Source organism: Salmonella sp. 32120201201600049SM (assembly GCF_017572835.1).
Classification (GTDB): domain Bacteria; phylum Pseudomonadota; class Gammaproteobacteria; order Enterobacterales; family Enterobacteriaceae; genus Salmonella; species Salmonella enterica.
The window spans coordinates 147,499-167,268 of record NZ_JAGESA010000004.1 but is presented as its reverse complement, the minus strand read 5'-3'; the positions used below and the strand labels follow the sequence as shown (position 1 = coordinate 167,268).

Here is a 19,770-nt window from a genome sequence, read left to right as displayed (position 1 = left end):
TATTCCGTTTAAACAGTCTCGTTAAACAGAATGATACACTGCGAAGGGAAGGACAGACAGGTTTCAGAAGAGGTAGCGTGACCCATATCAGGGCCACGCGTTAATGATTACAGCAGATCGCCGATCATTTTTTCCAGTTTTTCCTGGTCTACCGCAAACTTACGGATACCATCCGCCAGTTTGTCAACCGCCATGGGGTCCTGGTGATGCTGCCACAGGAACTCGGCTTCGGTAATGCGTTCCGGGCGCGCTTTGACTTCGCCGGAGAAAGAGAGCTTACGCTCAATCGCCCCTTCGCTTTCCGCCAGTTCTTTCAGCAATGCCGGTGCGATAGTCAGACGGTCGCAGCCCGCCAGCTCCAGAATTTCGCCTACGTTACGGAAGCTTGCGCCCATAACGACGGTTTCGTAACCATGCTGTTTGTAGTACTCGTAGATTTCCGTTACGGAAACCACGCCCGGATCTTCAGCTGGCGCATAGTCTTTCTTGTCGGTATTGGCTTTATACCAGTCAAGAATACGACCTACGAACGGCGAGATCAGGTAGACGCCCGCTTCGGCGCACGCACGCGCCTGCGCGAAGGAGAACAGCAGCGTCAGGTTACAGTTGATGCCTTCTTTTTCCAGCTGTTCGGCTGCACGAATGCCCTGCCAGGTGGACGCCAGCTTGATCAGGATACGATCGTTGCTGATACCCGCATCATTGTAGAGTTTAATGATACGTTTTGCTTTGGCGATAGACGCTTCGGTGTCATAAGACAGACGCGCGTCAACTTCGGTAGAAATACGCCCCGGCACCAGCTTCAGGATCTCCAGGCCAATATTCACCGCCAGCTTATCGGTCGCGTCAACAACCTGCTGCGCGCGGTCGCTGCTCTGCTGTTTCGCCCAGGCGACAGCATCGTCAATCAGCTTACGATATTCCGGGATTTGCGCTGCGTTAAGAATGAGAGAAGGGTTAGTTGTAGCATCCTGCGGCTGATACAGTTTCATTGCCGCGATATCTCCGGTATCAGCCACTACGGTGGTGAACTGACGAAGGGAGGTCAATTTGTCCGTCATGATAGAGTTTCTCTTTAAACAGCTTGTTAGGGGATGTAACCGGTCTACCCTGATGATAACACGACGCACTCACAGCGCAACCGCCTACATGCACCTGGCTGCCCTTGTGCACTGTTTGCGTATCTGCCGACGGTTGATGCGCAATTAAAGGATACCGCCGTATTTATGGTAAACTGCCGTTAATATTAGTCTGACAAGGTCATCTACATCATGGGTCACGCTTATACAGGATTATCAAAGCGTGCCGGCATCAACAAGAGGGACGTTAATGCCTGAGTTTTTCAGTTTTATTAACGAAATACTCTGGGGCTCGGTAATGATTTACCTGCTGCTCGGCGCAGGATGTTGGTTTACCTGGCGTACCGGATTCATTCAATTTCGTTATATTCGCCAATTTAGCCGCAGTCTGAAAGGCAGCCTTAGCCCGCAGCCAGGCGGCCTGACGTCATTTCAGGCGCTGTGTACCAGCCTCGCGGCGCGGATTGGCAGCGGTAATCTGGCCGGCGTGGCGCTGGCTATCGCCGCAGGCGGTCCCGGCGCGGTATTCTGGATGTGGGTCTCGGCCATCATTGGCATGGCGACCTCCTTCGCCGAGTGTTCGCTTGCCCAGCTTTATAAAGAACGTGACCCGACAGGCCAGTTCCGCGGCGGCCCGGCGTGGTATATGGCGCGCGGACTGGGAATGCGCTGGATGGGCGTGGTTTTCGCCCTCTTTCTGCTCGTCGCCTACGGGTTGATTTTTAATAGCGTGCAGGCGAATGCCGTCTCACGCGCGCTCCATTTCGCCTTCAACATTCCGCCGCTTATCTCCGGCATTGTTCTGGCGTTCTGTGCCCTGTTAATTATCATTCGCGGCATCAAAGGCGTCGCCCGCCTGATGCAATGGCTGATTCCCATCATCGCGTTATTGTGGGTCGCCGGCAGCGTATTCATTTGCCTCTGGCATATTGAGCAAATGCCTGGCGTTATCGCCTCGATAGTCAAAAGCGCATTTGGCTGGCAGGAAGCCGCGGCAGGCGCAGCCGGATATACGCTCACCCAGGCTATTACCAGCGGTTTTCAGCGTGGGATGTTCTCTAATGAAGCGGGAATGGGGTCAACGCCTAATGCGGCCGCAGCGGCAACGTCGTATCCCCCTCACCCTGTCGCGCAGGGGATTGTGCAAATGATTGGCGTATTCAGCGACACCATTATCATCTGTACCGCCAGCGCGATGATTATCCTGCTGGCGGGGAATCACGCGTCCCATTCGTCAACAGAAGGCATTCAGCTTCTCCAACATGCAATGGTTTCGTTGACCGGTGAATGGGGCGCCAGTTTTGTCGCGCTTATCGTCATTCTGTTCGCGTTCAGTTCTATCGTCGCCAACTATATTTACGCCGAGAACAATCTGTTTTTTCTGCGGTTACATAACGCAAAGGCCATCTGGCTATTACGCCTTGCGACGCTTGGCATGGTCATCGCCGGTACGCTCATCAGTTTTCCGCTGATATGGCAGCTTGCTGACATGATCATGGCCTGTATGGCTATTACCAATCTGACGGCGATTTTGTTGCTCTCACCGGTGGTGTATACCCTCGCCGGCGATTATCTGCGACAACGGAAACTGGGCGTAAGACCGCAGTTCGATCCGCGGCGCTTCCCGGATATCGAACCACAACTGGCGCCAGATACCTGGGATGCGGCATCGCGCGATTAAGCCGACAATCGCAACCATCGGTCAACTCTGCGGCGTTTTTTTGCTAAAGTCGCAGAAAATTCCCTGCAAGGACTGGATATGCTGATTCTGATTTCACCTGCAAAAACGCTTGATTATCAAAGCCCGCTGGCCACGACCCGCTATACCCAGCCGGAGCTATTGGATCACAGCCAGCAGCTTATTCAACAGGCCCGCCAGCTTTCGGCGCCGCAAATTTCCAGGCTGATGGGAATTAGCGACAAACTGGCGGATCTCAACGCCACGCGTTTTCATGACTGGCAGCCTCATTTTACGCCGGATAATGCACGCCAGGCGATTCTGGCGTTCAAAGGCGATGTTTATACCGGCCTACAGGCGGAAACGTTCAACGACGCGGATTTTGATTTTGCTCAACAACATCTGCGTATGCTCTCTGGCTTGTATGGCGTATTGCGCCCGCTGGATTTAATGCAGCCTTATCGTCTGGAGATGGGGATTCGCCTGGAGAATCCGCGCGGCAAAGATCTTTATCAATTCTGGGGCGATATCATTACCGATAAGCTCAACGAAGCGCTTGAGGCGCAGGGCGATCGGGTGGTGGTGAATCTGGCCTCCGAGGAATATTTTAAATCGGTGAAGCCGAAGAAACTGAATGCCGAACTGATTAAGCCCGTGTTCCTTGATGAGAAAAACGGCAAGTTTAAAGTGGTAAGCTTCTACGCCAAAAAAGCGCGCGGACTGATGAGCCGTTTTATTATTGAAAACCGCTTAACGAAGCCGGAACAGCTTACCGCGTTTGACCGTGAAGGGTATTTCTTTGATGAAGAAACCTCCACACAAGACGAGCTGGTCTTTAAACGCTACGAGCAGTAACGGCATCGCCGGATGGCGGTTACGCCTTATCCGGCCTACAAATCGACACCACCCCATAGGCCCGGTAAGCGACAGCGCCACCGGGCGCAATGGTTACTGGCGGGTCATCATCAGCTTACGCAGGGCGGCAAAATCCGCAGGCAGATGATGTGAAAGCAGCGGCAGATCGGCGCGTTCGGCGAGCGCTTCAGGCAAGGCCAGCGTTTCTCCCAGAATGGACTCCACGCTTTCTTTAAACTTCGCCGGATGCGCCGTTCCGAGAAACAAGCCATACTCGCCAGGGTTTAACTGGTCGCGTAATGCCCGATACGCTACCGCCGCATGAGGTTCCGAGATATAACCTTTCGCTTTCAGCTCGCGCATCGTCTGCTGTGTCGTAGTATCATCCACCGCCGCATAGCCCAGCTCAGTCAGGCGCCAGATTTTACGGCGGAATAGCTCCTCCACGCGCGGCCAGTTATTCGGCTGGCTGACATCCATCGCATTCGACAGGGTCGCCTGCGTCGCTTTCGGCGCCCACTTTCCGTCATGCAGAAAACGCGGCACCGTGTCGTTGACGTTGGTGGCGGCGATAAAACGTTTCACCGGTAGGCCTAACGACTTCGCCAGCAGTCCTGCCGTCAAATCACCAAAGTTGCCGCTGGGTACAGAGATCACCAGTTGGTTACGCGCCCCCTGCGGCAATTGCGCCACGGCTTCAAAGTAGTAGCAAATTTGCGCCAACAGGCGGCTGATATTAATCGAATTAGCTGAATTCAGCCCCTGCGCCGTTTTCAGTTCTTCGTCATCAAATGCCTGTTTCACCAGCGCCTGGCAAGCGTCGAAATCGCCGTCGATCGCCACGGTTTCAATGTTGCCGCCCAGCGTACAGAACAGTTTTTCCTGCAACGGACTGATTTTACCGCGCGGGTAGAGAATAACGACCCGCACATTTTCCAGGCCATAGAACGCGTGAGCCACCGCCGCGCCGGTATCGCCTGACGTTGCGGTCAGAATCGTCACCGGTTTGTCGCCGCTGATATGCGTCAGCATTTGCGCCATAAAACGCCCGCCGAAGTCTTTAAAGGCCAGCGTCGGACCATGGAACAGCTCCAGGCAGCCGACATCGCTTTCTACCTGCGCTACCGGCGCCGGGAACGCAAACGCCGCGCGGACGCGCTCTTCCAGAATTTGCTGCGGTATTTCATCGCCAATAAATGCCGAGAGGATCTTTGCGCTACGGCTGACAAAGTCCTGGTTGAGCATCTCATCAATTTCCGTCAGGCTAAACTCCGGCAGATCGTGCGGAAAAAAAAGTCCCTGCTGTTTGCCCAGTCCTTGCGTGACGGCCTGCGCAAAGCTGACCTGCTCATTATGGTCTTTCAGATTATAGAGTTTCATTGATTATCCCACTACTCGTGCGCCCGCCGTATCCAGCCGGCAAATATGAACGAAGCCTTCCTGATTTTGCAGATAATGTTTGCTCAGCCAGTCCGCGACGCGCTGCGCCGTCTCCGGTTTATCGCATAGCGCAAACAGCGTCGGCCCCGACCCGGAAATCCCGCTCGCCAGCGCGCCGATCTCCGACACCGCCTGCCGCGCCTGGCTAAAGCCCGGCAGTAAACGCGCGCGGTATGGTTCGGCAATAACATCTTTCATCAGCGCGGCGGCAAGCTGCGGCTGCCGCGAGTAACAGGCGTGAATAAAACCGGCCAGATGCCGTCCATGCGCAATGCAATCCTGACGGCGATACTGCGCAGGCAAAATGGCCCGTGCTTCTGCGGTAGAAACTTTAATGCCCGGATAAGCCAGTACCCATAGCCACTCATCAAAGCCCGGCACCTGCTGACTAATAATGCCGTTTTCTTCAATCATCAACTGCATACCGCCAAGAAAGCACGGCGCGACGTTATCGTAATGGATGCTGCCGGAGATACGGCCTTCCAGCTCGCCCATCAGCGCCAACAGACGCGTGTCGTTTAACGGTTTGCCGCAGTGCTCATTCATCGCGACCAGCGCAGCGACGACGGAACAGGCGCTGGACCCTAACCCGGAACCAATCGGCATATTTTTTTCCAACGTCATCGCCACCGGGATGGTTTTCCCCAATGCCTGGCAAAAACGTTCCCAGCACTGATAAACAATATTTTCACGCGGCTCCGGCGGCAGTTTATCGGCAAATCGCCCCAGGTTATGCAGACGGAAATGGTCCGCTGCTTCAACGGATACCACATCGCCCAGCAACGTGCCGTCAACGGGTGTGACGGCTGCGCCCAACACGTCGAAACCGACGCTCATGTTCGCGCTGGAAGCCGGGGCATACACTTTCACCATGTTAAACTCCTAACTTCCATGAGAGGGTCCGTAACAGATCGGCAAACACGCCCGCCGCCGTCACATCATTGCCTGCGCCGTAGCCGCGCAGCACCAACGGCAAGGGCTGATAATAGTGGCTGTAGAACGCCAGCGCGTTTTCACCGTTTTTCACTTTGAAGAGCGGATCGTTACCATCAACTTCGGCAATTTTCACGCGGCACACGCCATCCTCTTCGATATTGCCCACATAGCGCAATACCTTACCTTCATCACGAGCTTTCGCCACACGGGCGGCAAACGCGTCGTCAAGCTGCGGCAGATGCGCCATAAAGGCGGTCACATCGCCGGAGGCGTCAAACTCGTCCGGCAACACCGGTTCAATCACAATATCGGAAAGCTCCAGCTCGCGGCCCGTCTCGCGGGCGAGGATCAACAGTTTACGCGCCACATCCATACCGGAAAGATCGTCGCGCGGATCGGGTTCGGTATAGCCCATCTCGCGCGCCAGCGCGGTCGCCTGTGAGAGACTCATCCCCTCTTCCAGTTTACCGAAAATAAAAGAGAGCGACCCGGAAAGAATGCCGGAAAATTTTTGCAGTTCATCACCGGCATTCAGCAGGTTTTGCAGGTTTTCGATTACCGGCAAACCGGCGCCGACGTTGGTGTCATACAAGAATTTGCGCCGTGATTGCGCGGCGGCGAAACGTAGCTGATGGTAGTAGTCCATCGACGAGGTGTTCGCTTTCTTGTTTGGCGTCACCACATGGAACCCTTCACGCAGGAAGTCGGCATATTGGTCGGCCACCGCCTGACTGGAGGTACAATCAACAATCACCGGATTGAGTAGATGATATTCTTTCACCAGGCGAATTAAGCGTCCCAGATTGAACGGCGCGTTCGCTTGCGCCAGTTCCGCCTGCCAGTTGTCCAGATTCAGGCCATGCACATTGGTTAGCAACGCCTTTGAGTTCGCCACGCCGCACACGCGTAGATCGATGTGCTTGTTCTTCAGCCAGGTTTGCTGACGTTTAAGCTGTTCCAGTAGCGCGCCGCCGACGCCGCCGACGCCAATGACAAACACTTCAATCACCTGATCGGTATTGAACAGCATCTGGTGCGTTACCCGCACGCCGGTGGTGGCATCGTCGTTATTCACCACCACAGAAATGGAACGCTCAGAAGATCCCTGAGCGATCGCCACGATATTGATATTAGCCCGCGCCAGCGCGGCGAAGAATTTCGCTGAAATGCCGCGTAGCGTGCGCATACCGTCGCCGACAACAGAGATAATCGCCAACCGCTCCGTAACCGCCAGCGGCTCCAGCAGCCCCTCTTTCAGCTCCAGATAGAACTCATCCTGCATCGCACGGCGGGCACGCGCGCAGTCACTCTGCGGCACACAGAAGCTGATGCTGTACTCAGAGGAGGACTGGGTAATGAGCACCACTGAGATCCCGGCGCGAGACATGGCGGCGAAAACACGCGCCGCCATCCCAATCATCCCTTTCATTCCCGGGCCGGAGACGCTAAACATCGCCATGTTGTTAAGGTTAGAGATCCCTTTAACCGGCAGATTATCATCGTCGCTGGACGCGCCGATCAGCGTTCCTGGCGCCTGCGGATTGCCGGTATTTTTAATCAGACAGGGGATCTGGAACTGGGCGATGGGCGTAATGGTGCGAGGGTGAAGGACTTTGGCGCCGAAGTAAGAGAGTTCCATCGCTTCCTGGTAGGACATCGATTTCAGCAGCCTGGCGTCCGGCACCTGGCGCGGGTCACAGGTATACACGCCATCGACGTCAGTCCAGATTTCACAGCAGTCAGCGCGTAAACAGGCGGCCAGCACGGCGGCGGAATAGTCGGAACCATTACGGCCCAGCACCACCAGTTCACCCTTTTCATTACCGGCGGTAAAGCCCGCCATCAGGATCATGTGATCGGCCGGGATCTGGCTGGCGGCGATACGGCGAGTCGATTCCGCGATATCGACGGTAGATTCAAGGTAATGGCCCACCGCCAGCAATTTTTCTACCGGATCGATCACCGTGACGCGATGCCCACGCGCCTCCAGAAGTCCCGCCATAATCGCGATCGACATTTTTTCGCCACGGCAAATCAGCGCGGCGTTGATGCTATCCGGGCACTGACCCAGCAGGCTGATACCATGCAAAACATGTTTGATCTGAGCGAATTCTTGTTCGACAACCATTTTCAACCGTGCAAGCGGGAATCCCGGCTGCGCGCTGGCAAGTCCTGCGAGCAGGTCAGAAAAAATACGTTCGGCATCGCTGATATTCGGCAAAGCATCCTGACCGCCGATAGTTTTTTCAATCATCGCCACCAGATGGTTGGTAATTTTCGCGGGGGCGGAAAGTACGGTCGCTACCTGCCCTTGCCTGGCATTGCTTTCCAGAATATCGGCAACACGCAGAAAACGTTCTGCATTTGCCACTGATGTACCGCCGAACTTCAACACTCGCATGGTTGTTACCTCGTGATCTCTGGTCGAAAAAAAAGCCCGCACTGTTTAGGTGCGGGCTTTTTTCTGTGTTTCCTGTACGCGTCAGCCCGCACCGTTACCTGTGGTAATGGTGATGGTGGTAATGGTGGTGGTGCTGATGCGGTTCATGGATGTTGTGTACTCTGTCATTTTTATTTGTCTGTCTTGTATTCCTATATTGGTTAAAGTATCTGCCCGCCTAAGTCAATAAATTTTTAAATTGATCACATTCCGAAACTTGTTCATGTGCTGCTGGCGATATATTTATTTTCAACCAATTCCCCCTGTTATGATCTCTTGCAACCAGACGTAATCTCTTATTATTTTAAAAATTACAGCACGTTATTTTGTTAGTTTTTTTTCAATATCATGAACCAAACGGTGCAACATTACCGTATCTCGCTGTCCCAGCAGGCCGATTCGCTGTTGTAGCCAGTCGGTTAATTTGTGGTCATCGGTCGCCTCCAGAGTCGTTAGCAGGCGTAAAAGGCGCGCGCGTAACGCCTGTAACTGCGATTCATCAGCAATATCAACGGATTCCGGGGTCTGTTGCATTAAACCTGCTAATTGATAGCAATACACCATGACCGCCTGACCCAGATTGAGCGAAGGGTAATCCGCCGCCATCGGCACGCCGGTCAATACATCCGCCAGCGCCAGCTCGTCATTGGTCAAACCGGAATCCTCACGGCCAAAAACCAGCGCGGCATGACGCATCCAGCGTGATTTTTCCTGTAATAAGGGAACCAGTTCAGCGGGCGAAGCGTAGTAATGAAATTTTGCCCGGCTGCGGGCTGTCGTCGCGACGGTAAAATCCACATCGTGGAGCGCGTCGGCAAGGGTCTGGAAAACCTCAATATTATCAATAATATCTCCAGAACCATGTGCGACCCAACGGGTGGCGGGCTCCAGGTGCGCCTGGCTGTCGACAATACGCAGGTCAGTAAATCCCATGGTCTTCATAGCCCGGGCGGCTGCGCCGATATTTTCCGCTCTGGCGGGAGCGACAAGAACGATTGTTACACGCATTTCATTACTCTTTTTGACTAATTTACAGGAAATTAGCTGGCGTTTGTAAGCATATTACGCTTCGCAAATTTACAAAATTTTAACGGATATCACTGAAAAAGCATTTTTGATTTCGTAAAAGACGCTACACTATTGCGTATCTGTACTATTGCTGTTTATGTTAACAGAACATCGTTATCCTGCTGTTTATTTAGGATAATTTAATTTAAAATAGATCCTGTTCTTTGGATTCATCACATTTATTAGTTGGCTTACGTAACTAGTTGGAATATTGCAAATTTGTGATGAAAGCTAGCATTTAGCTACGATGATTTCATCAAACTGTTAACGTGCTACAATTGAACTTGATATATGTCAACGAAGCGTAGTTTTATTAGGTGTCCGGTACGTCTTAGCCTGTTATGTTGCTGTTAAAATGGTTAGGATGACAGCCGTTTTTGACACTGTCGGGTCCAGAGGGAAAGTACCCACGACCAAGCTAATGATGTTGTTGACGTTGATGGAAAGTGCATCAAGAACGCAATTACGTACTTTAGTCATGTTACGCCGATCATGTTAATTTGCGACATGCATCAGGCAGGTCAGGGACTTTTGTACTTCCTGTTTCGATTTAGTTGGCAATTTAGGTAGCAAACATGCAGACCCCGCACATTCTTATCGTTGAAGACGAGTTGGTAACACGCAACACGTTGAAAAGTATTTTCGAAGCGGAAGGCTATGATGTATTCGAAGCGACAGATGGCGCGGAAATGCATCAGATCCTCTCTGAATATGACATCAACCTGGTGATCATGGATATCAATCTGCCAGGGAAAAACGGTCTCCTGTTAGCGCGTGAACTGCGTGAACAGGCTAACGTTGCGCTGATGTTCCTGACGGGCCGCGATAACGAAGTCGACAAAATTCTCGGCCTCGAAATCGGCGCGGATGATTACATCACCAAACCGTTTAACCCACGCGAATTGACCATCCGTGCCCGCAATCTGCTGTCCCGTACCATGAACCTGGGTACCGTCAGCGAAGAGCGTCGTAGCGTTGAAAGCTACAAGTTCAACGGTTGGGAACTGGATATCAACAGTCGTTCACTGATCGGCCCGGACGGCGAGCAGTATAAACTACCGCGCAGCGAGTTCCGCGCGATGCTTCACTTCTGCGAAAACCCTGGCAAAATTCAGTCACGCGCAGAGCTGTTGAAGAAAATGACCGGGCGTGAGCTGAAGCCGCATGACCGTACTGTTGACGTTACCATTCGTCGTATTCGTAAGCATTTCGAATCCACGCCGGATACGCCGGAAATCATCGCCACCATTCACGGCGAAGGTTATCGCTTCTGCGGCGACCTGCAGGATTAATTCGGCCCAGGCGCCAAACCGTAAAAACAGCCGGTAAGTTATTCTTACTGGCTGTTTCTTATGTCCCCCTTCCGCTAAGCGGCCTCGCTTTCCCTCCTGACCTGCCGTTATGACGTACTCTTTTACATAAAAATTGTCGTATAGCGCTGTTTATCTCAGCTTGCGAAAGTTAAGGTAGTTTGTGTATTTACATTAAAGAGTAATACACGGGATTTGTTAGTCCCCAAAAAATAAGGGGATGCTCACAGGACGTGAGGTTTCAAAGGATGAAAAAATCACCATTATGCTGCTACCTGTTTTGTGCAGCGATGTCAGCTTCATCAGCCGCGCTGGCTGCTACCGCGCCGGTCTCCGCAGGCGTTATTCATTTCAAAGGCCAGATTGTCGAATATGGTTGTAATCTTGCGCCTCACGATCGCAATATCGAGGTATCATGTTTGCGGAATAATATCCCCCATTTACAGACAGTCGCCACACCGTCTGGAAACGCTATTTCGTTGATGAATGGAATCGCCACGGTACGGCACGTGTCGTTAAAAGATCATCCGGAGATTCAAAGTCTGATCGTCCAGTACCGCTAACCGCTTATGGCTCCCGCCGGGAGGAGTTCCGGCAGGCGGCGATTTCGCTCAGTAAAACGCCGCCCGCCTGCATTTTGTACTTTTCTCTCATTCGTATCCTCCAACAGCGATGTTCATCGCTTCGCTATCCTGTACGCTCTACGCGCTCGTTAAGCACGGTACCTATGATAGCTGTCATAAAATGATTGCAAATAAAATCATCACATTTACTATGGTTAACCTTACAAACAGCGTTGTCGCTCATGCATTGATAAGGTGAATACATTGACTTAAATATTCTTGTTGGCTATTTTAATTTACTTAATTATAATTTTAAGTGAATATTAAATTTATCTTTACCTTTTAATAGTCAACCACTTTATCAGCCATAATAATGGGGAAGATATGAAGCAGTTAAACGGCGGGAATGTGTATCGTCCCACAGGGAAAGAAAAAAACCTGCAAGCCATTTTAAATATTCATCGGCACGTTATTCAAAACATCTCCCCTGTCACTATTACGGCCGGTAAAACACTGGATATCAAGATTGATAATCAATCCCACATCCTGTTAATCACTAAAGGCGCTATTAAAGTATGTCGGCGTATCGACAGCATTGTAATGGGCTGCGGTGTCTCACCAATGATTTTAGGCCTTGTAGATGCCTATGCTGACTTATACCAGTTAGAAGAGAATTCAGACGTCTTTTTTATCGCCGAAACCACCTGTGAATATTATCCTGTCCCAGTAAAAGATTTTGTGGAAATAGCCGATGAAAAGCATCTCTGGCGTGACATTTCGAACATCCTGATGTACCGCATTGCTTTCATGACTAACCGTGACAGAAACCTTATCGGGCAGGACGCCTATAGCCAGATAAAAGCGCTGTTACTTGAACTGTGGTCGTATCCTGAAAGCTCACGATTTGAGATCAACGCACAGAACTTCATACAGCAGAGAACCGGGCTTTCACGCAGCCGTATCATGCAGGTACTTTCAGAACTAAAAGCGGGGGACTATATAAAAATACTGCATGGAAGACTGTTAGAGCTTCGAAACCTGCCGGTTTCATTTTAAACGGACAAGCGTCGTATACTCTTAAAAATAAAGCAATATAGAGTTAAATAAATCCTCCAGGAAATAATAACTATTATCAAAAAAGAGATCTTGCTCTATAAATCCAGTCATCAACCATACTTCTTTAGTGGTATTTTATTAAACTTTGTTACCGAGTCCGAAACTGGACTGCCGTTCAATATTGCATCAGAATTTTCATTGAGTTCATAGTTGATATACGTAGAATAGCCGCCTGCTTATCTACAGAACAGAAAGAAGCGCATACAGAGTAAAATATAATATTTTATTTTATATAGCTATCTTTATTTTTCAGCGAATAGAATCAGGCAACAATTAATATGTTTAATAAGAAAATTATCATCCTGGCAATGTTAACTGCCGTAGCATCCACACCGGTATTTGCCCAGAATACGATTACGTTCAATGGCAAAATTTACGATCAGGCGTGTACGGTTCAGGTTAATGGCTCCACGGATACCACCATTGATTTAGGCAATTACAGCAAAGAACGCATCGCGGAAAAAGGCGCCACAACCGATTACGTGCCGTTTACCGTAAGCCTGGTTAGCTGCCCGGAAGCAGGGACTGGCGTACCAACCCAGGCCATGTTCCGCTTCCACGGCGCAACAGATGATTCCAACCCAACGTACTTCAAAAACGCGGACGAAGGATCGGAAACGGGCGCCGCGGGTGTCGGTATTTCTATTCAGAACGCTTCACATAGCGATGTGACAGATAACACGGATGATGCCGCAGTAAACCTGCCAACCGACGGTTCGGAAGCAGACTTTACCTATTACGCTGCCATGGCAAACGATGGTTCCGCAACCGTAACCGGTGGAGATGTTAGCACTCAGGTTACGTATACCGTTTCGTATCAGTAAGGCATTCTCATCCTGATGTGGACAGGCAGGATGCCAGTCCATAGCGCAAAACATCTTTACAGAGTAAAAAATGAAACACATAAAGAAATCCGTGTTGGTCGTATTACTGACAAGCCATGTTGCCCATGCCAGCATTGTTGTTGGCGGAACCCGACTGGTTTTCGACGGCAATAATGATGAGTCGTCAATCAATGTAGAGAATAAAGACAGCAAAGCGAATCTTGTTCAGTCATGGTTATCGGTTGCCGATCCCCAGGTCACAAATAAGCAGGCGTTTATTATCACCCCGCCTCTTTTTCGCCTTGATGCCGGGCAAAAGAACAGTATTCGGGTTATTCGCTCTGGCGCCCCCCTACCTGCAGATCGGGAGTCTATGTACTGGCTCAATATTAAGGGTATTCCTTCTATTGATGATAATGCCTCCGCGAACCGCGTGGAAATCTCCATTAATACCCAAATAAAGCTTATATATCGACCACCAGCATTAACAAAATCAACGCCTGATAGCCAGAGCCAACAATTAAAATGGCAGACGGCAGGTGATGTTATTACCGTAAATAACCCCACTCCCTATTATATGAACTTTGCCAGTGTGACGCTTAACAGCCATGAAGTGAAATCAGCGACCTTCGTTCCGCCAAAATCATCAGCGTCATTTAAATTGGGTTCTACTGCCGCCCCTCATGGCACGGTAACGTGGCGATTAATCAGCGATTATGGGATGAGTTTAGAGCCGCATTCCGGTTCATTCTAGCCATTAACGACTTCACTTTACTTTTACCCTTTCAGGACTTTTACTGTGCAATTCTCCAGAGTAGAGCCCCGTTCTCAATTAGCGTTATCGTTTCTCTTTATATGCTGCTCCATAAAACCAGCGTTAGCGCATGATCATTTTAATCCATTATCGTTGGAAAATGATGAACCGGGCGTGGAGAATGTCGATCTATCGGTTTTCGAAAAGGGGGGGCAGGCAGAAGGCACCTATAATGTTGATATTTATATTAATAACACCAGTGTTGAAACAAAAAATATTGCCTTTAAAAATAAAAAATCAGCAGATAATAAGCTCTCCCTACAGCCGTGTCTTAGCGTTGAACAACTCAAGCAGTGGGGCGTAAAAACAGAAAACTTCCCCGAGCTTAAAAATGACCCAAACGGGTGTACCGATCTTAGTCTGCTGGCTGGCGCTGTAGCAAAGTTTAATGTCATCGGTAACCGGCTGGATTTAGCGATCCCTCAAATCGCGTTGATCGCCGACCCGCGAGAATTCGTCCCTACCAGCGAATGGGATGAAGGCATTAATGCTTTTTTGCTGAACTACAGTTTTACCGGATCGCAGGATCACGATATTGATGAAAACCGGACGGAAAATAGCGAATACGCTAACCTGCGCCCTGGTATTAACATTGGCGCATGGCGTTTTCGTAACTACTCAACCTGGAATCATGATAGCGATGGGCAAAATAGCTGGGATTCTGCCTACACCTATGTTTCTCGCGATATCGAATTTTTAAAAGGACAGCTGATCGCCGGGGAAAATAACACGCCCGCGGACGTCTTTGACAGTATTTCATTTAAAGGCGTACAGATCTCTTCTGATGACGATATGTTGCCGGACAGTATGAAAGGGTTCGCCCCGGTCATTCGCGGGGTGGCCAAAAGCAGCGCGCAGGTAACCGTTGAACAAAACGGTTATACCATCTACAAAACTAACGTTCCGGCGGGTCCATTCGCCATCAACGATCTTTATCCAACCGGCGGTTCGGGCGACCTGTACGTCACCATCAAAGAATCCGATGGTTCTGAACAGCATTTCATTGTGCCCTACGCCAGCGTTCCGGTATTACAGCGTGAAGGCCACCTGAAATACGACCTGACGGTAGGCCGCACGCGTTCATCAGATACGCATTCCGCGCAACAGAACTTCGCAGAACTGACGGCCTTATACGGATTAGCAGGCGGCATAACCGCCTATGGCGGAATAGAGAGTACGCTGAGCAATGATGTTTATCATGCGGCGCTCATCGGGACAGGCTTAAACCTTGGCGATCTGGGCGCATTGTCTTTAGACGTCACCAACTCATGGTCAAAAATTAAAGCAGGCGATGTGGTTAGCGATACGCTTACCGGACAGTCCTGGCGTATTCGTTACAGCAAAGATATTCAGTCAACAGGCACCAATTTCACTGTCGCTGGCTACCGTTATTCGACCAAAGATTACTACGCTCTTGAGGATGTGCTGGATACCTATAGCGATAATAGTCACTATGATCATGTACGTAATCGCACCGACCTGTCGTTGTCGCAAGACATTATCTACGGTTCCATTTCACTCACTTTATATAATGAAGATTACTGGAATGACACTCATACCACATCATTAGGTATTGGCTATAACAACACATGGCATAACGTAAGCTATGGCATTAACTATTCTTATACGCTGAACGCCGATAATTCTCAGGATGAAGACGACGATACGGAAGACAGTAATGACCAGCAAATTTCAATCAATATTAGTATTCCGTTAGATGCCTTTATGCCGTCAACGTATGCCACCTACAATATGAATTCCGCGAAAGACGGCGATACCACGCATACTGTCGGTTTAAACGGAACAGCGCTGGCACAGAAAAATCTCTCATGGAGCGTTCAGGAAGGTTATTCCTCTCAAGAGAAAGCCACCAGCGGTAATGTGAGCGCAACCTATAACGGGACGTATGCGGATATTAACGGCGGGTATAGCTACGATAATCATATGCGCCGTCTGAATTATGGCGTTCAGGGCGGCGTACTGTTACATCGAAATGGCCTGACACTATCCCAGCCAATGGACGACACCATCATATTGGTTAAAGCTCCTGGCGCAGCGGGTGTCCCCGTGAATAACGAAACGGGCGTGGACACCGATTTTCGGGGTTATGCCGTCGTACCTTATGCTTCGCCTTACCATCGTAATGAAGTCTCTTTAGATACGACGGGCATTAGAAAAAATATTGAGCTCATTGATACCAGTAAAACGCTGGTGCCTACCCGTGGCGCGGTGGTCAGGGCTGAATATAAAACCAATATTGGTTACAAGGCATTGATGGTATTAACCCGCATAAACAATCTGCCTGTTCCTTTTGGCGCGACCGTCTCGTCTTTAACAAAACCAGACAATCACAGCAGTTTTGTTGGTGATGCGGGGCAGGCCTGGTTAACCGGACTGGAAAAACAAGGGCGGTTATTAGTGAAGTGGGGACCAACAGCAGCAGACCGGTGTCAGGTCTCTTACCGTATACCGAGCTCCCCCTCCGCTTCTGGCGTAGAAATCTTACACGAGCAATGCCAGTGATTCTGGTGGGATAAAAGATGAATATGAACAGATTTGCTGCATTAGCCACCCTGTTAACGTTCACGGGTCTGGCATTATGGTCGCCCTCGATCAACGCGGCATACAATACCGCAGATGCCGTAGACATTAACGTTACGGGATTAATTTATGCCGATCCGTGTACCGTGACGGTCCCCGACACGATCTCTCTTGGACAATATGCCCGGGCGGATATCGCCGTGGCCGGTGGCAATACCGCCACCATTCCTTTTACCATAAAAATGACGAATTGCCCGGCAACGACCACAAAAGCCGCGATTTCATTTAACGGCGTACCTTATCCCGATCCGAATTATGCTTCTGCGATTTATGCAAACAGCGCGGCCAATCCGGCGCAGGATTTAGGATTACAGCTTTTTAACCTGGACGGTAAAAGTCTGGTCAATCTGGCCAACAACGTCACTTACACGGTGGATATCAACAGTAATACCCATGAAGCCAATTTGCCTGTCGCCGCAAGGATGTATACCCCGTATGGAAAAGTCACGGCAGGGGATTTCACGTCCGTTGTGACGATCACTATCGCATGGCAATAACATCTTTCTATTTCACCTGGTATAAAAGCAGGAATTTTTCATGAGAAGGTTATATCTGGCGCTTATTCTGCTGTTCGCGTATTCCGGTCATGGTTACGCCTCCTGTAAACGTTCCGGAAATGAAGGCGCGATCACTATCACCCCGCCGTCGCAGCTTGTGGTGGATAGCCACGCCTATACCGCAGGCGAAGTGTTGTGGCAATCGGGCTGGGTTTCCACCTCCGAAGTCACAATGGATGGCTGTAGTCGCGATTATAAGGTCGGTTTTTTATATGAACCCGGTAGCGCGCAGTCAAATACATCAGCGACAATCAATGCGAATGACGGGAACAACACACCGGTATTTAGCACCGGGATTTCCGGCGTGGGCATTGCGATTAAAACCCAAACGAATGCTGGCCCTTACGATAATGTCATGCCAATCGATAATACCTACCATAATGGCGATGGCAATAAAACACACCATGCGATGGCTCCCGCCTACAATGTTGAACTGGTTGCCTTAGGCGGTCCGATCACCTCCGGTACCGCGACATTCCAAAGTCCACTGGCGCGCGTATCTTTTCGCGATAGCGCAACGGAAGACTCCGGCGGCGATGTTCTGACCCATCTGTATTTAGGGAATACGCAATTGATTATGAAAGCGATGGGATGTCGGGTAGAAACACCTGCCATCACCGTTGATTTAGGCAGCGTCAATTTAGGCAGTTTCGCTAACAGTCAAACCGCGGGTACAGGCGAGCAGGATATCTTATTGACCTGCGAACAAGGCACCGCTATTTCCGCATCGTTAAGCGCCCAGCCTGCCAGCGGAAATAACCCTGATAATTCAGTCATCCAGTTGAGCAATGCAAGCGCGCCAACCAGCGCAACCGGCGTTGGCGTACAGTTGGGTATTCAGGCGCCGGACGCCGGTTTCTTTACCGACAGTTTGCCAATCAATCAAAAAATTGCTCTCTTTACTCACACGATTACCACCAATGCCGATGGCAGCCAGACGGTTAACGGCGGAACCATGAATATGTCGACCACCCTGAAAATTAGCGCGCGCTACTATAAAACCGCCGCCACGGTAACGGCCGGGCAAGCGAATGCCACGGCAACATTAAACCTGACCTATAACTAACGGCATCACATTTTCTGGCGCTGCGCGGGAAAACGTTAACGCGCGCGCCCGTTAGATTTATTTCCACAAACGTAATTCGTCATCTTGTACTGGCGGTAATGACTTACGTTGCTGACAAGAGAGCGAATACCAGTCCAGATGGCGCGTCAGGAACATCACGCCGCCAAGCGCCAGTAGCAGAACGCCGGTACCCAGAAGCAACGAGCTATCTTCCGAACGCAGCAATCCCCACATCACGCCATCCAGCGCCAATAACGCTAACGTAAACAGCACGCTATTGCGCCATCCTTTCAGCACCGCCTGCAAATAAACGCTATTCATCAACGCGCCCACCAGGCTGGCGGCGATCCAGGCTGGCGTGAAACCGATATGTTCCGACAGTGCCAGCAACAGCAGGTAGAACATCACCAGCGATAACCCCACCAGCAGATACTGCATCGGGTGTAACCGCTGCCCCGTCAGGGTTTCGAAGACAAAGAAAGCCATAAACGTTAGCGTAATCAACAAAATGGCATATTTCGTCGCTCTGTCCGTCAGTTGATACTGGTCGGCTGGCGTCGATACAGCGACGCTAAACGCTGGTAAGTTGTCCCAATCCACCTTTTGCGCATCAGCAAACTGTTCGCCGAGATTCGTGGCAAACCGGCTGGTTTGCCACTGGGCCTGAAATCCTGAACCGCTGATTTCGCGTTTACCGGGAAGAAAATCCCCCACAAAATTTGGGTGCGGCCAGTTACTGGTCAGGGTCATTTCACTGCTACGCCCGACGGGAACCAGTGAAAAGCTGCCGGTTCCGCTTAAATTTAACGACATCGCCAACGTCAGGTTGCGCGTCGCCCACTGACTGTCCGGCAGCGGGATATGAATGCCCTCTCTACTTTCCGGTAAGCCGGTCCCCGGTTCTACAGTGAGCGTTTCACCATTCACCTGCGGCGCTTTTACTGCGCTGATACCGCGCGCATCGCCGACGCCCACGACGATAAAGGGCTTTCCAAGGGTAATGTTCGGTCTGTTCAGCTCATGCAGACGGGCCACATCAAACTCCGCCTTTATCGCCATATCGGTATGCCACACCTGCCCCTGATAAATACCTATTTTTCGCGCTTCAACGTTTTGATTGCCTTCGACCAATAGCGACTCCGGCAGCCAAAAATAGAGATAGCTGCGCTTATACTGGACCTCTTTCTCCTCTTCCAGCACGGTATAGAGCTCTGTCACCGGAATCGCCACCAGCGGGCCGACAACCTTTTGTGGGCCGCTGGTACTCTGACGAATAGCATTCTCCACATGGCTTCGATAATCAGCACGCTCCACGATGGTGTGCCGTACCATCATCAGGGGAATTAACAGCAGGATCATGGCGCCGCCTAACGTAATCATTTTCCACAACAGGGGGGATTTCAACATAGCGTTCTCCTTTGCA

At 50.7% G+C, this 19,770-nt stretch carries 18 protein-coding genes and 1 other annotated feature; of the genes, 10 read left to right on the top strand and 8 right to left on the bottom strand.

Going from position 1 to position 19,770, the window contains the following annotated elements; translation table 11 throughout:
• Nucleotides 1-107: 107 nt before the first annotated feature.
• Nucleotides 108-1,061: a transaldolase gene (gene tal, locus J4650_RS11460; RefSeq protein WP_000130175.1), complete on the bottom strand. Its 954-nt coding sequence runs from the start codon at nucleotides 1,059-1,061 to the stop codon at nucleotides 108-110.
• Between the two features lie 268 nt (nucleotides 1,062-1,329).
• On the opposite strand from tal, the gene J4650_RS11455 reads away from it, so the two are divergent.
• Both J4650_RS11455 and yaaA read left to right on the top strand, forming a co-directional pair.
• Entirely contained in the window at nucleotides 1,330-2,760 is a 1,431-nt protein-coding gene (locus J4650_RS11455; protein ID WP_023238147.1) for a sodium:alanine symporter family protein, read from the top strand.
• 78 nt (nucleotides 2,761-2,838) lie between these two features.
• Complete coding sequence (yaaA, locus tag J4650_RS11450; protein WP_000906175.1) at nucleotides 2,839-3,612, top strand: peroxide stress protein YaaA; 774 nt, start codon at nucleotides 2,839-2,841, stop codon at nucleotides 3,610-3,612.
• A 93-nt stretch (nucleotides 3,613-3,705) separates the two neighbouring features.
• Here yaaA and thrC read toward each other — a convergent pair whose 3' ends face one another.
• The 6 genes from thrC to yjjY form a co-directional block, all read right to left on the bottom strand.
• A complete protein-coding gene (thrC, locus tag J4650_RS11445) occupies nucleotides 3,706-4,992 on the bottom strand; it encodes a threonine synthase (RefSeq protein ID WP_023993825.1) in 1,287 nt (428 codons plus the stop codon).
• A 3-nt stretch (nucleotides 4,993-4,995) separates the two neighbouring features.
• On the bottom strand, nucleotides 4,996-5,925 hold the full coding sequence (thrB, locus tag J4650_RS11440; protein ID WP_000241685.1) for a homoserine kinase: 930 nt from the start codon (nucleotides 5,923-5,925) through the stop codon (nucleotides 4,996-4,998).
• 1 nt (nucleotide 5,926) lies between these two features.
• Nucleotides 5,927-8,389 (bottom strand): bifunctional aspartate kinase/homoserine dehydrogenase I, encoded by a 2,463-nt coding sequence (thrA, locus tag J4650_RS11435; protein WP_001264677.1) that lies wholly within the window; start codon nucleotides 8,387-8,389, stop codon nucleotides 5,927-5,929.
• Between the two features lie 25 nt (nucleotides 8,390-8,414).
• Nucleotides 8,415-8,535: a sequence feature (Thr leader region), on the bottom strand.
• Nucleotides 8,471-8,536: a thr operon leader peptide gene (gene thrL, locus J4650_RS11430; RefSeq protein ID WP_001575544.1), complete on the bottom strand. Its 66-nt coding sequence runs from the start codon at nucleotides 8,534-8,536 to the stop codon at nucleotides 8,471-8,473. Its footprint overlaps the feature before it by 65 nt.
• A gap of 213 nt (nucleotides 8,537-8,749) precedes the next feature.
• Complete coding sequence (locus tag J4650_RS11425; RefSeq protein ID WP_023993827.1) at nucleotides 8,750-9,436, bottom strand: tRNA/rRNA methyltransferase; 687 nt, start codon at nucleotides 9,434-9,436, stop codon at nucleotides 8,750-8,752.
• A 399-nt stretch (nucleotides 9,437-9,835) separates the two neighbouring features.
• Nucleotides 9,836-9,976: a protein YjjY gene (gene yjjY, locus J4650_RS11420; RefSeq protein WP_001541509.1), complete on the bottom strand. Its 141-nt coding sequence runs from the start codon at nucleotides 9,974-9,976 to the stop codon at nucleotides 9,836-9,838.
• Between the two features lie 95 nt (nucleotides 9,977-10,071).
• On the opposite strand from yjjY, the gene arcA reads away from it, so the two are divergent.
• The 8 genes from arcA to sthE all read left to right on the top strand — a co-directional run bounded on the left by arcA (nucleotide 10,072) and on the right by sthE (nucleotide 18,347).
• The gene (gene arcA, locus J4650_RS11415; protein WP_001194359.1) at nucleotides 10,072-10,788 is read left to right on the top strand and encodes a two-component system response regulator ArcA; all 717 of its coding nucleotides are present in this window, start codon (nucleotides 10,072-10,074) and stop codon (nucleotides 10,786-10,788) included.
• Nucleotides 10,789-11,054: 266 nt separating this feature from the next.
• Entirely contained in the window at nucleotides 11,055-11,369 is a 315-nt protein-coding gene (locus tag J4650_RS11410) for a hypothetical protein (RefSeq protein WP_000749515.1), read from the top strand.
• A gap of 384 nt (nucleotides 11,370-11,753) precedes the next feature.
• A complete protein-coding gene (locus tag J4650_RS11405) occupies nucleotides 11,754-12,425 on the top strand; it encodes a winged helix-turn-helix transcriptional regulator (protein WP_000811635.1) in 672 nt (223 codons plus the stop codon).
• Nucleotides 12,426-12,763: 338 nt separating this feature from the next.
• Nucleotides 12,764-13,309, top strand: a complete 546-nt coding sequence (locus J4650_RS11400) for a fimbrial protein (protein WP_000482235.1) — start codon at nucleotides 12,764-12,766, stop codon at nucleotides 13,307-13,309.
• Nucleotides 13,310-13,379: 70 nt separating this feature from the next.
• Nucleotides 13,380-14,063, top strand: a complete 684-nt coding sequence (gene sthA, locus J4650_RS11395) for a fimbrial biogenesis chaperone SthA (RefSeq protein ID WP_000680522.1) — start codon at nucleotides 13,380-13,382, stop codon at nucleotides 14,061-14,063.
• A gap of 45 nt (nucleotides 14,064-14,108) precedes the next feature.
• The gene (locus J4650_RS11390) at nucleotides 14,109-16,646 is read left to right on the top strand and encodes a fimbrial outer membrane usher protein (protein ID WP_001160707.1); all 2,538 of its coding nucleotides are present in this window, start codon (nucleotides 14,109-14,111) and stop codon (nucleotides 16,644-16,646) included.
• A 17-nt stretch (nucleotides 16,647-16,663) separates the two neighbouring features.
• Nucleotides 16,664-17,221 carry a fimbrial protein gene (locus J4650_RS11385; RefSeq protein ID WP_023993828.1) on the top strand — a complete coding sequence of 186 codons (558 nt, stop codon included), beginning with the start codon at nucleotides 16,664-16,666 and terminating at the stop codon, nucleotides 17,219-17,221.
• 40 nt (nucleotides 17,222-17,261) lie between these two features.
• A complete protein-coding gene (gene sthE / locus J4650_RS11380) occupies nucleotides 17,262-18,347 on the top strand; it encodes a fimbrial major subunit SthE (protein WP_023993829.1) in 1,086 nt (361 codons plus the stop codon).
• A 57-nt stretch (nucleotides 18,348-18,404) separates the two neighbouring features.
• Here the strand turns inward: sthE and creD are convergent, their stop codons facing one another.
• Complete coding sequence (gene creD, locus J4650_RS11375; RefSeq protein WP_023226892.1) at nucleotides 18,405-19,754, bottom strand: cell envelope integrity protein CreD; 1,350 nt, start codon at nucleotides 19,752-19,754, stop codon at nucleotides 18,405-18,407.
• Nucleotides 19,755-19,770 lie beyond the last annotated feature (16 nt).